At 32.4% G+C, this 12,427-nt stretch carries 26 protein-coding genes; all 26 read right to left on the bottom strand.

The annotated features are described in order from the left end of the window. Positions 1-4: 4 nt before the first annotated feature. Positions 5-529, bottom strand: coding sequence for an HK97-gp10 family putative phage morphogenesis protein (locus tag CIW83_RS18410; protein WP_094903934.1), 525 nt, complete (start codon positions 527-529; stop codon positions 5-7). Beyond that, positions 530-886, bottom strand: coding sequence for a hypothetical protein (locus CIW83_RS18405; RefSeq protein WP_094903933.1), 357 nt, complete (start codon positions 884-886; stop codon positions 530-532). A gap of 4 nt (positions 887-890) precedes the next feature. Further along, positions 891-1,187, bottom strand: coding sequence for a phage head-tail connector protein (locus CIW83_RS18400; RefSeq protein ID WP_094903932.1), 297 nt, complete (start codon positions 1,185-1,187; stop codon positions 891-893). A gap of 31 nt (positions 1,188-1,218) precedes the next feature. Further along, the gene (locus CIW83_RS18395) at positions 1,219-1,446 is read right to left on the bottom strand and encodes a hypothetical protein (RefSeq protein WP_094903931.1); all 228 of its coding nucleotides are present in this window, start codon (positions 1,444-1,446) and stop codon (positions 1,219-1,221) included. 12 nt (positions 1,447-1,458) lie between these two features. Beyond that, on the bottom strand, positions 1,459-2,388 hold the full coding sequence (locus CIW83_RS18390; RefSeq protein WP_094903930.1) for a hypothetical protein: 930 nt from the start codon (positions 2,386-2,388) through the stop codon (positions 1,459-1,461). A 16-nt stretch (positions 2,389-2,404) separates the two neighbouring features. Then, the gene (locus tag CIW83_RS18385) at positions 2,405-2,971 is read right to left on the bottom strand and encodes a phage scaffolding protein (RefSeq protein WP_094903929.1); all 567 of its coding nucleotides are present in this window, start codon (positions 2,969-2,971) and stop codon (positions 2,405-2,407) included. Positions 2,972-3,187: 216 nt separating this feature from the next. Then, a complete protein-coding gene (locus tag CIW83_RS18380; RefSeq protein ID WP_094903928.1) occupies positions 3,188-4,225 on the bottom strand; it encodes a minor capsid protein in 1,038 nt (345 codons plus the stop codon). Continuing rightward, complete coding sequence (locus CIW83_RS18375; RefSeq protein WP_201260030.1) at positions 4,215-5,663, bottom strand: phage portal protein; 1,449 nt, start codon at positions 5,661-5,663, stop codon at positions 4,215-4,217. The genes CIW83_RS18380 and CIW83_RS18375 overlap by 11 nt, the downstream gene beginning before the upstream one ends. Positions 5,664-5,713: 50 nt before the next feature. Beyond that, the gene (gene terL, locus CIW83_RS18370) at positions 5,714-7,132 is read right to left on the bottom strand and encodes a phage terminase large subunit (protein ID WP_201260029.1); all 1,419 of its coding nucleotides are present in this window, start codon (positions 7,130-7,132) and stop codon (positions 5,714-5,716) included. Beyond that, positions 7,129-7,536: a phBC6A51 family helix-turn-helix protein gene (locus tag CIW83_RS18365; RefSeq protein ID WP_094903926.1), complete on the bottom strand. Its 408-nt coding sequence runs from the start codon at positions 7,534-7,536 to the stop codon at positions 7,129-7,131. The genes terL and CIW83_RS18365 overlap by 4 nt, the downstream gene beginning before the upstream one ends. A gap of 4 nt (positions 7,537-7,540) precedes the next feature. Further along, entirely contained in the window at positions 7,541-7,846 is a 306-nt protein-coding gene (locus tag CIW83_RS18360) for a putative metallopeptidase (protein WP_235601405.1), read from the bottom strand. A gap of 52 nt (positions 7,847-7,898) precedes the next feature. After that, a complete protein-coding gene (locus CIW83_RS18355; RefSeq protein ID WP_094903922.1) occupies positions 7,899-8,102 on the bottom strand; it encodes a hypothetical protein in 204 nt (67 codons plus the stop codon). Positions 8,103-8,151: 49 nt separating this feature from the next. Next, positions 8,152-8,355, bottom strand: a complete 204-nt coding sequence (locus CIW83_RS18350; RefSeq protein WP_094903920.1) for a hypothetical protein — start codon at positions 8,353-8,355, stop codon at positions 8,152-8,154. A 117-nt stretch (positions 8,356-8,472) separates the two neighbouring features. Next, the gene (locus CIW83_RS18345) at positions 8,473-8,679 is read right to left on the bottom strand and encodes a hypothetical protein (protein WP_094903918.1); all 207 of its coding nucleotides are present in this window, start codon (positions 8,677-8,679) and stop codon (positions 8,473-8,475) included. Beyond that, on the bottom strand, positions 8,636-8,863 hold the full coding sequence (locus CIW83_RS18340) for a hypothetical protein (RefSeq protein WP_094903916.1): 228 nt from the start codon (positions 8,861-8,863) through the stop codon (positions 8,636-8,638). Before CIW83_RS18340 ends, CIW83_RS18345 begins: the two co-directional genes overlap by 44 nt. Then, positions 8,860-9,024 carry a hypothetical protein gene (locus CIW83_RS22390; RefSeq protein ID WP_158220175.1) on the bottom strand — a complete coding sequence of 55 codons (165 nt, stop codon included), beginning with the start codon at positions 9,022-9,024 and terminating at the stop codon, positions 8,860-8,862. The genes CIW83_RS18340 and CIW83_RS22390 overlap by 4 nt, the downstream gene beginning before the upstream one ends. A gap of 214 nt (positions 9,025-9,238) precedes the next feature. Then, on the bottom strand, positions 9,239-9,685 hold the full coding sequence (locus CIW83_RS18335) for a hypothetical protein (protein WP_094903914.1): 447 nt from the start codon (positions 9,683-9,685) through the stop codon (positions 9,239-9,241). Positions 9,686-9,696: 11 nt separating this feature from the next. Next, on the bottom strand, positions 9,697-10,023 hold the full coding sequence (locus tag CIW83_RS18330) for a hypothetical protein (protein ID WP_094903912.1): 327 nt from the start codon (positions 10,021-10,023) through the stop codon (positions 9,697-9,699). Between the two features lie 10 nt (positions 10,024-10,033). Further along, positions 10,034-10,216 carry a hypothetical protein gene (locus CIW83_RS18325; protein WP_094903910.1) on the bottom strand — a complete coding sequence of 61 codons (183 nt, stop codon included), beginning with the start codon at positions 10,214-10,216 and terminating at the stop codon, positions 10,034-10,036. Between the two features lie 10 nt (positions 10,217-10,226). Continuing rightward, positions 10,227-10,544 (bottom strand): hypothetical protein, encoded by a 318-nt coding sequence (locus tag CIW83_RS18320; protein WP_094903908.1) that lies wholly within the window; start codon positions 10,542-10,544, stop codon positions 10,227-10,229. Positions 10,545-10,630: 86 nt separating this feature from the next. Continuing rightward, on the bottom strand, positions 10,631-11,005 hold the full coding sequence (locus CIW83_RS18315) for a hypothetical protein (RefSeq protein ID WP_094903906.1): 375 nt from the start codon (positions 11,003-11,005) through the stop codon (positions 10,631-10,633). Positions 11,006-11,020: 15 nt separating this feature from the next. Next, positions 11,021-11,368 (bottom strand): hypothetical protein, encoded by a 348-nt coding sequence (locus tag CIW83_RS18310; RefSeq protein ID WP_094903904.1) that lies wholly within the window; start codon positions 11,366-11,368, stop codon positions 11,021-11,023. Between the two features lies 1 nt (position 11,369). Further along, positions 11,370-11,537 carry a hypothetical protein gene (locus CIW83_RS22385; RefSeq protein WP_158220174.1) on the bottom strand — a complete coding sequence of 56 codons (168 nt, stop codon included), beginning with the start codon at positions 11,535-11,537 and terminating at the stop codon, positions 11,370-11,372. Positions 11,538-11,549: 12 nt separating this feature from the next. Continuing rightward, complete coding sequence (locus CIW83_RS22380; RefSeq protein WP_158220173.1) at positions 11,550-11,723, bottom strand: hypothetical protein; 174 nt, start codon at positions 11,721-11,723, stop codon at positions 11,550-11,552. Between the two features lie 3 nt (positions 11,724-11,726). Beyond that, positions 11,727-12,029 carry a hypothetical protein gene (locus CIW83_RS18305; protein WP_094903902.1) on the bottom strand — a complete coding sequence of 101 codons (303 nt, stop codon included), beginning with the start codon at positions 12,027-12,029 and terminating at the stop codon, positions 11,727-11,729. A gap of 11 nt (positions 12,030-12,040) precedes the next feature. Beyond that, positions 12,041-12,427 carry a hypothetical protein gene (locus tag CIW83_RS18300; RefSeq protein ID WP_094903900.1) on the bottom strand — a complete coding sequence of 129 codons (387 nt, stop codon included), beginning with the start codon at positions 12,425-12,427 and terminating at the stop codon, positions 12,041-12,043.

Raw genomic sequence — 12,427 nt, 5'->3', positions numbered from 1 at the left:
TTAATCACCCTTTTTTCTTTATATCTAGCCTTATTTCATCTGCTATATGTTTTTTTATGATCTCTTGATTCTGCTTTAATGCAGGATACATAAATGGTTGGGGTTCTTGTCCATAAGTGCCATAGAATACCCCTTCGGCAGTCTCAAATTTGATGAAATGGTATTTCTCTGCTATAGCCGAATCTATTTGACTTTCATGTATCCACCACATATCATTCCTATAATGTAATTGATTCGCTATTTCAGGCGGAAGGTCTTTAGGTGCTGCCATACCTTTAGGTCCTGTTCCAAATTCTGTGTATACTGCTTGGGGAACATTGGTATATACTGAACCTATAATTTCGGTTGGTTTTTCTTCTACGTTTTCATAAATAGAATTTTGTAATTGCCCTTCATTAACTGCCGCTAGTTCTTTAGCATCCCCTTGTACTTTTTTAGTAGATAGGCTTACTCCTTTTTTTAATGCTTCCTTGGGGTCTGCTATCCTGTTTAACTTTTTTATTAAGCTTTCAAAACCTTCAAGACTCATTTATATCCTCTCCAAATCTGCCACTATATGCCCATCCCATGGTCTGATGGCTACAATTTTATAATCAGGCTCCTGGTCTTTATTTCTATAAACACATACTCCGTATTGTTGTTTTTGACTGTTGAATTCCACATCTAATTCTCTAGCAAGTTCCGCATCCTCCATTAGCATAGTCTGCATATTAGCAAGTCTAACTCCATATATTTCACTTAACATTTTACCGCCTGCAGGATGGATTTTAGCTTTAACAGTTTGACCTGTATGTTCGTAACCTGTGTATTTAGTTCCATCAATTTCTTTGAATGTTCCATGTTTCTTTACCATATAAGATTTTAAATCTCTTTGCCTAAGTCTCATATAATCACCTCGGCAATCTTCTTGCACTTCTAATTTTCTTCATAATACTTTCGGGGATGCCTTCTTCAAAACTTCTACCAACCCCACCCTCTGAATGGCTTGTCTGCCCTTCTATTCCCTCTTTGTTATATAAAACTATTGCTAATTCTATTTGAGTGCTTAAAAGGCTATTAGGTATCTCAGTAAGGTGAGTTAATTCTAATATAGTATCTTTAGCATCATCGAAATAAAGATTTAGCAAGTCATCTTGTTCCGTTCCTTTAATTCCTAATTTTAGTTTTAATTTACCTAGTTGGTCCATGTATTCACCTACTTAATAAAAAGAAGGCTACCTATTTGGCAACCTTCCCTTTTGACTTTTCTTCCTTCTTTTCTTTAACTTCTTCTTGCATTTCTTCTTCTGTTACTTCTGATAATAATGTAATTTCTCCATCTCCATTTAATTTTAATGCTTTGTGTGTCTTATCTATAACCTCTGTAAAACCTTTATTGATTAATTTCTCTTTTTCATGCTCTGTAGCTACTATTTTAACTACATTCATTTTTTCTAACTTAAACATTAATCATCACTCCTAAGCTAAAGATTCTTTGATATTAACTCTAATAGTCTTAAATTGATTATCTTTAACCCATAGATCATGATATTTTCTATAATCAAGTTTCCATGCATCAGCTTTTTGGTTAGTATCAGGTTCAAATATTCTTATCTTGTCTGTCTTAGAAACTGCTATAGGTGCAGTTCTTGGAGTTATGATCCAATTGATATTCTTAGCATCTGTATCTGGTTTAAATCCTCCTGCTGTTTGGCCTGCTGTCTTACCATCTAGGAATTGATATTTAGTCATCATTCTTGCGGATGGTACTGGAATAATTGGGTTATTGTCTATTCCTCTTACGGCAGTTTTAATATCACCTTGACTAAACTCAATTACTGATAGTTGTTTTGATAATTCTGTAGAGTTGCTTAAGACAGCCCATATTGGCATGCTTAAAGTTATTACTAATGGTATTTCTCCTGCTATATCATAAATAGCGTATATATCCTCTTTGATTTTAGATAATATTGTAGCTGCATCTGCTGCATATCCTCCTGTTGCAGCACTTTTCGCAATAGCTTGTGTCGCTATGGAAGAATATCTATAAGCATCAATTTCAGGAATTACTAACGTTCTTTGGAATTCTCCCATTACATTAGCAGCGGTTGCCACAAAGTTAGTTTCGTCCACATCCATTCTGTCTAATTGGAACGTTCTACCTCTATCTTGAGTTAATGTCTTTGTTTGATATTCTAATGTTACCGCACCATCAACAAAACCGTTAGTTCTATCATAGTCTCCCAATCCATCCATAGATATCATAGGAATTTTACATTCATTACCGCCATTATATTTAACTAATCCTGCGTTAGCTTCCATCCACCCAGATGTTGCTAAAGCTACTACTTGCTTATCAAGTTGTTGCATAAATAATTTTGCATATTCTAATACATTTGGAATTGCCATATTTTACATCCTCCTTTTAGTACCCTAAATTTTCTTGTATTGTTTTTGCTATTTGTTCCATCCCTGCAGGAGGATTGCTGTCTCCATTATTTTTAGGAGTAAACCCTCCTAGAGGTTCGACAAATAAATCCTTATAGGTTTCTTTTAAATCTTTTATCTGGTCCTCTAAACCTTCTATAGTTCCATCTTCTTTGATTTTTAGTTTTTCTTTATCAAATCTACCCATCAATAAATCTTCATGTTTTGCCTTATTATCTTTTAAGGCTAGCTTAATAGCATTGTCTAAAGTGATATTGTTTATCTTAGATTCATAGTCTTCTTTAGCTTTTGCGTTAGTCTCTTGAAGTTCTTTTATCTGCTTTTCTAAATCCTCATTACCTTTAGCTTTTTCTCCTAAGTCTTTAAGTTGCTTATCTCTGTCTTTTATATCTGACTCAAGTTGTTTCTTAGCTTCCGATACTTCATTATACTTGTCCTTAGGAATTAAATACTTAGGTATTTCTTTATTGATATTTCCTACAACTTCATCAACCTTTGCATCTTCAATCCCCGCATTTTTTAATAGTTCTTTTAACCAATCCATTTATATCCCTCCATACATTTTTATACAGGTCTGTACCTGTTTTGGGTTCTTTGTTCTTTATGCTCTACAAACACTAAAAAAGAGCGATAAAAAAAGACTTATTCCTAAGTCTTGAATATTTATATTACTTTTTATTTCTCTATCTTCTTGCTAATCAATGTCAATATTATAAATGTCAGACATATAATTAATGTTACTTGTGTAGCTGTAGCCATGTTAATCCTCCTTTACATAAGTGTCCCGCCAAGTTTTATAATCAATATTAGCATCAATTAAATAAGTCTTGCCAGTCTTAGGGTCTCTTGCTCTTCGCTTTATTCCCTCTAGAGTATCAACCCCAAACCATGCCCTAGTTGTTGATCTGCAAAACACATGCATTGGCGGAAGATTTTTCCCTTCCTTAGCTTCACTTACTTTGAATACTTTGTTATCTAGTTTTTGGCATATTTCCGATGTCCTATCATCTAATGTTGCCAAATACATATATTCTTCTATGCCGCACTCTTTGTAGCTTTGTAACTCTCCTTGATTAGCCATATAGGTCAATTCTGTTCTTATTAATCTTGAAGCTACATATTTGCTTACATCTGCGAAATCCCTTAATTCCCTACTCATTTGGCTTATAGTTCTACCACTCACAAAACCGCTTAGCATTATATCCGTTACTTTTTCGGCTACTATATCAGTATTCTTCCATATTCTTTGAGAGAAGTTTTTGCCGCTCCAAGGGTTTTTAAGTATTTCTTCAACAACATGAGTAGGTATACTGGCAACATCAAAGCCTATTCCTAATCCTTTTTGTATATCAAATATAGATTGATAATATGATTTATTTATAGTATCAATATAGAGACTTTTACTCTGCTTTAATTCGATATCCGCTACTGTCTTAATCTTTGTATAGACGTTTAATTTTAATGCTTCTAATCTAGTGATACGTGCTTTATATGCAGGTGCATTAAGTTTTGATAATATCTCTTTTCTTATATCAGGGTCTTCAACGGTGAGTATTTGTTCTCTTAATTCATCTAAAATTTTATTATCCACTTTAGAATTAAGCAATTTTCTTATTTCTGCATCACTTAATCCGCTATCGAATTTAAACTTATCATATATCTTTCTTATGTCTTCTTCTATATCCTCAATAGCTTTATCATATGCATTGGTAATTAGTAGGATAGTTTTATCGCTATCTTTGTGATACCCTTTCATTTTATCCTTTGCCCTCTTAACCCAATATTTATTATTCTTCATTTCCCTCACCTTCTATTTGGGAAAATCTATCACTACCGAACATCTTAGCTCGTTCTTTTGCTTTTTCTAACCTTTCAGCTTGTACTCTTTTTAATTCTTCCTCTACGTCTGACACATAAGGATGTTGTGTTATTAAAGTTTCTAACGAGAGTATATCTTGAGAATTATTGATATTATTTATTGCTTCTGTTTCATTTATCGTTATATCTCTGTTGAATATTATTTCTATTTTTTCGTTTTGGTAATTTCCTTGTCCTGTTTCTGATAGATAGATATTTATAAAATATAATAATTGTTCAAAAGCTTGTTTAAATTCTACCTCTAAATGATTACATTTTAAATCCAACCCACTATAAAGGAACTTAAGTGCTATCCCAGATGGCGAGCTTCCAAACTTATCTAGATCCTTAGTTACTCCTCCGCCAAATTCGTTTATATCTCTCTTCAGTTGTTCAAAGTGTTCTTTTGCAGCTTGAATATCCATTGTGGGGTTAAGGGTATCTACACCGCCATGTTCAGGATCATCTATTTTTATGGCTCCATAGTAGTTTAAATCTCTCATAAATTCCCCTAAATTCTCCCCTCCATATCCTTTTAATACATAGATTAGATTCTTAACTTCTTCGATAAAGTTAGATACATCGCTCCTGGATTTATCATAATCATCCACTAAAGATTTTATAAATTTTACATCAGGATATTCCAATCTATTATTTTTAAAGGCTATAAAAGGAACTTTACCCCATGACTTCCATTCCTCACCACTTTTATAGTGGAGTATCGGACCACCTTCATTGGTTTCTATGTCTCTAATAAGCTGATCATCTTTTAATATATAGAAACTAACTTCATTCTCTGTATAATATTCTACTTTTGTTACTTTCTTCTTTTCTTTACCTTCGAATACAGTAATTAAATAAAATCTAATCAGTCCATCTAATTCTGTATGAGTATTATCTCTCCATAAAGGAACACATTGTTCACTAGGTATTAACATAGTTCCTAACTTACCTTGTTCATCTATATATACCTGTAGCCACGCTATTCCCTTATTGGATGATTCTGTTCCTAAATGAGCAAGTTTATATTGAAAATATTTGCCTAGTACATCTTTGACCTTTTCTGTGTACTTTTTATCATTGCAATCCAGAGAATAGTCTTTTGTGAGTAAATAAGCGATTTTTTCATCAACTAAATTTTTCATAAAGCCATGAGATAATTTATTATTAGCCTTAGAATAATCCGTTATCTCTCCTTCTTCTGTCTTTCTAGTAATCTTCCTATTATCAATGTCATTTTCTACTCTATAATATTTATCTCCTGTTATCATCCACGCTCTTTTGTCGCTATTGTTAAACTCTTGTATTTCTTCTACAAGGATATCTTCTGTCGTCATTATATTTACTTGATTATTGAATATGTTTTTAAACCCAAACAATTTATCACCTTCTTTTTAGTCGTCAAATCACTCTTTTGTGACTAATAATATTATTTCAATACTGATAATCCAATGCCTTTATCAAACGTTTCAGCTACTCCTGTAGTTGCATCTGGTGCATCATCATGTTTGTTTTTGCCTTCTCTTTGATATGTTGTCATAGCTTTATGATATTCAGGCCATTTATCTCTCCAATTTATTGGATAATATATGTGATCCATAACCCATGTAGAATTAGATAATATTCTAGCCTGTTTATTCTTGCTTTGATGAAACCATTTAACTCTAGTTTTATTACTTCCATATTTCTCTTTTAATATCCTTTCAACTGCTCTTGCAAATCCTCTACCGCCATTATTACTTTCTATATCTGCCTTATTAACTTCATTCTCGTACAATATCTTAGCTGTATGAGGTTCCGTTATCTCCATAGGGTCTTTCGTATAATAAACATCTATTATATAGACTTCTTTGTTATAAACCCCATATACAATCACACACAAATAGTCTGAGCCTTCATCGGCCGTATCTACATAAGCCCCTATCCGTGTAAATAAAGGATTGCCTTTGTTGTCCTTAGGTATCTCTGTATAAGTTTTAAAACTACTGTATAATCTTCCCTTAAGGTCTATAGGTTCCTGTTGATAGTTGGCACTTGCTATGTCTGCACCCATTGCTTTTACTTTATTTTTATAGCTTCTATAGCTTAATACCTCTGGGCAAAGCATTTGTTTTTTCTCTTCATTGATTAGTGCTTTCATGCTTACATGCCTAATCTCTATTCCTTGCTCTTTGTAATATTCTAATGCTTTACCTGCTAAATCATCACTAGCCCATCTGGTCATTATGATGATTATTTTCCCACCCTCTTCAAGCCTAGACAGCATTGTATTAGTAAACCATTCCCAATGTTTTTGTTTTACGTTTTCATTGTAAGCTTCTTCTGCGTTCTTGATTAAGTCATCTATAATCATTAATGAGCATCCGAAACCTGTGGCTGTACCCGTTGGAGAAGTCGCTAGATAGTTATTGTATCCACCTTCTAAGGACCACAAATTCATAGCTCCGTCACCATGTTTGATTGCTACTCCTGGAAAGACATCGGAAAATACTGGTTTATATTTATCTGCTTTTTCTTCTTGTATAGAGTTTCTTACGTTTTTAGAAAACATAGTTGATAAAGTTTCATTGTATGAGCCTGTCATTATCTTTTCATTTTGGTTCTTTCCAAGTACCCATTCAACAAATAAACCCGCTGTTCTACTCTTGCCATGACGAGGAGGTTCATTTATAATCAATACTTCATCATCACTTTCATAAAAACTCTGAAATTCATCGCATAAATCAATTAAATATTTTCTATTATGTTTATAAAAATCAGGAGCTTTTAAATTGCAATAAAAAAAGAACTCACGCCTTGCAAGTTCTATCTTTGCCCCTAATTTTATTAATTTCTTATCTATTTTCATTCTTCATCACTAGCTAGTTTTAACAACTGCTCTTTTGTAAGTCCTTCATATGGGTTGTTGGTATTAATATTGCCGCTATGGTCTAGCTGCTGTTTCTCCGTGTATACACCTGCCATTTCAAGCAAAACTTTACCATGTTGAAAACTTCCCCTTTGTGCTTCTCTGATGAATGTATTTAATACAGATGCTACAGATTGCTTTACAAGGTCGACGGAATATTGTTTATATATTTCTACAAACTCAGGTTTTGAGAAAGCTTCATAGTAAGTAGAACGTGAACATTTAGCTATCTTACAAATATCAGTAATAGACTTCATTCTGTTTTCTGGATTTATCAACACTTCAAGTAATGCTTTTTCTTTTTCTGTAGGTTCGTATTTTGTAGGATTTTGTACAGTATTCATCGCCCTAATCACCTCCCAATATATCTGGTAACTCTTTCCCAAAATTATTCCAGTCTAGTCCATATTTATCTAAGATATCACTAAAATCTTCTATATCATGAGGATTAATCTTTAATCCTCTTTCTCCAATACCAATATGTTTTAATTCATGATACATTAATATTTTTAATTGGTTGTCATTTAAGAATCCTGTATTGTTTTCGTAAAATGTAATTATGAAATCATAAGGTAGATATGCTTTGTATGTTTCTGTCACCTTTCTGCAATCAGCAAATACTATTTTCTCTCCGCGTTTTTTCTCATAGCTAATTATATAATCTATCTTTATATCCCATTCTTTTATAAAATTAAATTCAGGAAATTTATTTATTTATCTTGTTTGCTAAGTTCTTTAATTTCCTACTTGGTTCTGCTTCTCTTATACTTAGTTGTCTTCTTAGATTTCTTATTCTTGTAGTTTTATCCTTTTTATTCTGTTTGTTAAATATCTTGTGTAATTCTTGTACTGCAGTACAAGAATATTCACATTCTTTATTCTTATAGCACTCTCGACATATTAAATTCATATCACCACCTACCTTTATTTATTGCAAAGAAAAAAGAGCCTGGTGGCTCTTAGTAATCATATTCGATTGAAGATATATGACTTGGGTTAATTGCGTATCCATGCAAATAGACAAAACCATTTATTAAACTTCCGTCTTTATGATAACAGAAATTTTCAAGAAATTTTTCAACATCCCAGTTTTTCACTGTATATTCCTTCCCGCTATCCATTACAATTTTTATTGTTTCTATTTCATTGTTGTGTTTTGCCATTTTTATCCCCTCCTATTTTCCTATATTATATCAAATCAAAGAGGATATTTCCATAAATTTACTTTCGCTATTTTAAGCCATCTGATTAACTTCCTCCACCGTCCGAATAAAACTATTTTAGAGCGGGCAATTTAAATATTCTCTTTCATTATCAGAGAAATATCCTATCAAATATTTCTCGTCACTTACTCTTGTTCCCATTATTTTTGATTTTCTTGTAACGTCTTGAGGAATATATTTCCACTCATTTTCCTTTAGATTCTTTTGTCTTGCTATTTCTTTAGCTTCTCTCAAAGTTTCTGTAGATATTAAGTATTTCTCCATTATCCCAGCTCCTTTGCCTAACTCTTCGCCCTTCTCTCTTATAACTATCTACTCTCATTAATTCTTCTATACTGCAACCTAATTCTATTTTCTTCTTAGGCTTGTCTATCTTTACCTTGAACATATTAATTAATCGTTTGTATTGTTCTATATCTGTTTGTCTTATGTATTCTCCTATAGTCATAATGTTCCCTTCTTTCTCTCATATTCCTTCTTAGCTTTATATGCCATTCTGTTAGCTCGTCTTCCTCTTTCTTTTCTTGCTTCACATGTCTTTTTATTTTCCTCACAGCTTAGACAACATTCAGTACATTGTGTTTTACCTTCTTCATCTATGTATATCAATATAATCAACTCCTTTACAATAAGAAAGGACCTACTGGTATAAGTAAGTCCTTAATCGCCCGTGTCCTCACGAGCCATATTCGAGCAATTGTTTGTAAATCCTGCCCTATTTAATTTAACTAGTTGCGAGTGGGTTTCGCATATTTGAGATACAATCTCATACTACTATTATATATTAGTTTTCTCCAAAAATGTGGCAATAAAACGGCAACTTTTACTTGAGTGCCTTATCTCCAAATATACCTATAATCATCTTATTTATTGCATCTTTTCTTATGTTTCTGCACTGTCTTTCACTATATCCTGCTTTATGTGCCACTTGCCACCATTGTTTTCCTTCTATATATTTCTGTTCTAAGATTATTCGTTCCACCTCTGATAGTCCCATCATAGCTCTATCTATCTTTTCTAACTGTCTTCTATTTCTCTCTATATTGCGTTGTAGGAATTGTATTTTCTCACTATTTGATAATGCTGCATCTTCTGTAATGCTACTGAATTTATGTGTAGGGCTTGTGCTGATTCCATCGTAACTTATCCCTGTCATTCCATCTTCTTTTTCTAGGTATTCTATCTCCTGCTCCATGTTTTCTATACTTATTTCAAACATCTTATAGTTGTATAATAAGTATTCTGTTTCTTTATAATAATCCTTAGTCATGTATTTCCCTCCTAGACTTCATTTTGTATTCTAAGAATACTTTGTAATGCATTTATTTGCACCGCTATAGCTTTTAAACTATCTCTTGCAGCTATATATTTTTCTCTTGCTAAATCTCTTTGAAATCTTAAATCTGCTATATTACCTCTTGCTACATCTTCTATTAGCCCCACTGGCATTTTTTCATCTCTAAGTCTTATCTTTTCTTTTGCTAGTGCTACTCTATAATCTCTTTCAGTTTCTGCTGCTGCTTTTGCTAATAGAAATATATCTTGACTTCCTTCTTCTAGTCTTTTACTTCCCTGGTATAATTCTTTAGTGATATCTTTAAGGTCCACCTAATCACCCCTAAAATTCAATAATATTGCCACATTCACACTTAATACTTCCTTCTTCATATCCCCAACTTACACCTAGTATTATTTGTCCATCTTCTTCATCGAATTGCTTGCTATAAAAAGATTTGTCCTTATATTCATCTTCTCTTCCACATTTATTGCACTTGATAGTAAATCCTTTGTTTTCATTCATAATTATCCTCCTATAAATAAAATCTTCCACCTAGCCAGTATTGCAGTTCTTTACCTTTTAATCCTAATTCCTCATACTTCCTTTGTAGGTCTTGCTTAAGTTTCAAATCTAATGTTCTATCTTTATTTCCTTCTACTCCATAATCTCCATGATGGCAATCCCAGCATAAAGCTATTAGGCTATATATAGTTTCACATTGTCTTCTCTTACCATTTCCGCCTATGATATGATGATGTTGTACCATAAAGTTACTTCCGCAGTTTTCACATAGGCCTTGACTTCTTTCTTCTACTATTTGATGTCTTTCTTTGCTTGTTAGTCCATCCATTTTCATTCTCCTTTCAATAAAAAAGCGGACACTAAACTACACTCATAAGAGTAAATAGTCTAGGTCCGCTATCTGTATAGTAGGATCTATTTTATATTAAATTTCTTTACTGCTCTTGAAAAAATATATTCTTCTCCTGTAAGCTCTTTATATACGCCTTTGTTTCTAAGATATACTTCTGGAAGTAATCCTTCTTTTTTATCTTTACTTGTATCCCATGCTGTTAAGTTTCTTGCTATTATTTCTGCTATTTCTTGAGGTGATATCTCTTGTTCATCCTTATTTTTATCAGATTCCTTTAAATCTTCTATTGCATATCTTACTCTTTGAAATGCTGTCGCTTCTGCTTGGTGAACTTGAAAGGCTAACATATTTCCTTGCTCCATTGCCTTATGTGCAAAGTCATAGTATTTATCTTCCTGTTTGCTTGTATATTCTAAAAGCTTGTCTAATTTATCCATCTTTATTCCCCTTTCTTATAATACTTCTTTCCATAGGTGTGTGATGTATTTACTTCTACCTTTCAGCCATTCCTTAACCTCTGTATTCAATGTATTTTGATCTATATTATGAATATATAAATGTGTATAAATACCTTTACGTTGAAGCATTATGCATAATTCTAATCTGTATTTACTGTCATCTTGCTTGTGTATGTCATATCTAAAAACAAAATTATATGTGTCATTATAATAATCATTTGCACCAAATCCAGCATGAGTGTTTTTAAAATCTTCCCACGACTCATATTCACCTGTACATTTATTATCATAGAAATTTCCAGTTAGACAATTTTGATAGTCATGCTTAGTTTCTTTTAGCATTTTAATACACCTTCTCTCTATATCTCATATTAATATCCATTTGTAGAGTTCCGTTATGATTGTTTATCTCTATATTAAAATAATCTAGTTTATCATCTTCATTTGCTTTATCTACTGCTTTATCTATAAATTCATTTATTTTTAGTTTTAGCTTTTCTTTCTTATCCATGCTTGTCCCTCCCTAGTCTTTCTTATGTTTATGACTTTTACAGTAAAATCTTTCCCATATTCCATATTTATCAGATGTTCTCATTAATTTCCTCTGTTGTCTCTTGTCTATGTCTCCACGAAAACATAAACTATGTTCATTTATATATTTGCAGTTATGACATTCTTTTCTTTTTCTTTTATTCATTACTTAGCCCCCTAGTTTAATTTCTTTTATTATCTCTATAATCTCTATTTCATCAACATCAAATCCAAATCCATAGTTACCTAATTCTATATCTTCGATTAACCATTCAAGTCTCTCATATTCCTCTCTTACGAAATAATTCTTGTCCCATAAATAGTTACAGTACTCATTTAAATCCTTTTCATCTATCGCTAGTAAGTTTAATGTATTTTCAAGTCCAGTACATAATAACAATTCTTTGTTGAGTAAATATTCTTGCCATTCATGAGTTGCTTTTTTAAGTTTTCCTTTGACAATTCTAAACATCTTTGCCCCTCCTAGTCATTACTTGTAAATGTTATAGGTACTATCATTTCAGGTAGGAAGTTTACTTCATAACGATACTTGTCTACATTCGCCCCTCCTACATCTTCAACTACCCATAAGGTCCACTCTCCAAGTCCTACGGAATGCTTTTTATATTCGTTAGGACCTGTTTCCACTACTACAATGATACGATTACTCTGTAACTCAAAGCTAAACGCTCCGATCAACTCAAACATTGGTTTATCTGTTCTTGCATTTAATACTGTTAATCTTCTTATCACATTAAAGTTATCAGCTTCTAGTGATACGTTATGAGAAACTCTTGTTGATTGCCTATGTTGGCATCCTGCTAGCAATATAACTAAAACCATTAAAACTATTAATATTTTCTTTTTCAT

It is taken from the genome of Tissierella sp. P1 (genome assembly GCF_002266425.1).
Classification (GTDB): Bacteria; Bacillota; Clostridia; order Tissierellales; family Tissierellaceae; genus Tissierella; species Tissierella carlieri.
This window is presented reverse-complemented; position numbering and strand designations above follow the sequence as displayed.

Bases quoted from the DNA above. Each gene is read 5' to 3' on its own strand.
- CIW83_RS18410 (WP_094903934.1), bottom strand. From the start codon at position 529: ATGAGTCTTGAAGGTTTTGAAAGCTTAATAAAAAAGTTAAACAGGATA.
- CIW83_RS18325 (WP_094903910.1), bottom strand. From the start codon at position 10,216: ATGAATGAAAACAAAGGATTTACTATCAAGTGCAATAAATGTGGAAGA.
- CIW83_RS18365 (WP_094903926.1), bottom strand. From the start codon at position 7,536: ATGAATACTGTACAAAATCCTACAAAATACGAACCTACAGAAAAAGAA.
- terL (WP_201260029.1), bottom strand. From the start codon at position 7,132: ATGAAAATAGATAAGAAATTAATAAAATTAGGGGCAAAGATAGAACTT.
- CIW83_RS18310 (WP_094903904.1), bottom strand. From the start codon at position 11,368: ATGCTAAAAGAAACTAAGCATGACTATCAAAATTGTCTAACTGGAAAT.
- CIW83_RS18405 (WP_094903933.1), bottom strand. From the start codon at position 886: ATGAGACTTAGGCAAAGAGATTTAAAATCTTATATGGTAAAGAAACAT.
- CIW83_RS18385 (WP_094903929.1), bottom strand. From the start codon at position 2,971: ATGGATTGGTTAAAAGAACTATTAAAAAATGCGGGGATTGAAGATGCA.
- CIW83_RS18320 (WP_094903908.1), bottom strand. From the start codon at position 10,544: ATGGATGGACTAACAAGCAAAGAAAGACATCAAATAGTAGAAGAAAGA.
- CIW83_RS18350 (WP_094903920.1), bottom strand. From the start codon at position 8,355: ATGGCAAAACACAACAATGAAATAGAAACAATAAAAATTGTAATGGAT.
- CIW83_RS18340 (WP_094903916.1), bottom strand. From the start codon at position 8,863: ATGACTATAGGAGAATACATAAGACAAACAGATATAGAACAATACAAA.
- CIW83_RS22385 (WP_158220174.1), bottom strand. From the start codon at position 11,537: ATGGATAAGAAAGAAAAGCTAAAACTAAAAATAAATGAATTTATAGAT.
- CIW83_RS18315 (WP_094903906.1), bottom strand. From the start codon at position 11,005: ATGGATAAATTAGACAAGCTTTTAGAATATACAAGCAAACAGGAAGAT.
- CIW83_RS18400 (WP_094903932.1), bottom strand. From the start codon at position 1,187: ATGGACCAACTAGGTAAATTAAAACTAAAATTAGGAATTAAAGGAACG.
- CIW83_RS18390 (WP_094903930.1), bottom strand. From the start codon at position 2,388: ATGGCAATTCCAAATGTATTAGAATATGCAAAATTATTTATGCAACAA.
- CIW83_RS18355 (WP_094903922.1), bottom strand. From the start codon at position 8,102: ATGAATTTAATATGTCGAGAGTGCTATAAGAATAAAGAATGTGAATAT.
- CIW83_RS18300 (WP_094903900.1), bottom strand. From the start codon at position 12,427: ATGAAAAAGAAAATATTAATAGTTTTAATGGTTTTAGTTATATTGCTA.
- CIW83_RS18305 (WP_094903902.1), bottom strand. From the start codon at position 12,029: ATGTTTAGAATTGTCAAAGGAAAACTTAAAAAAGCAACTCATGAATGG.
- CIW83_RS22380 (WP_158220173.1), bottom strand. From the start codon at position 11,723: ATGAATAAAAGAAAAAGAAAAGAATGTCATAACTGCAAATATATAAAT.
- CIW83_RS18380 (WP_094903928.1), bottom strand. From the start codon at position 4,225: ATGAAGAATAATAAATATTGGGTTAAGAGGGCAAAGGATAAAATGAAA.
- CIW83_RS18335 (WP_094903914.1), bottom strand. From the start codon at position 9,685: ATGACTAAGGATTATTATAAAGAAACAGAATACTTATTATACAACTAT.
- CIW83_RS18395 (WP_094903931.1), bottom strand. From the start codon at position 1,446: ATGTTTAAGTTAGAAAAAATGAATGTAGTTAAAATAGTAGCTACAGAG.
- CIW83_RS18345 (WP_094903918.1), bottom strand. From the start codon at position 8,679: ATGGAGAAATACTTAATATCTACAGAAACTTTGAGAGAAGCTAAAGAA.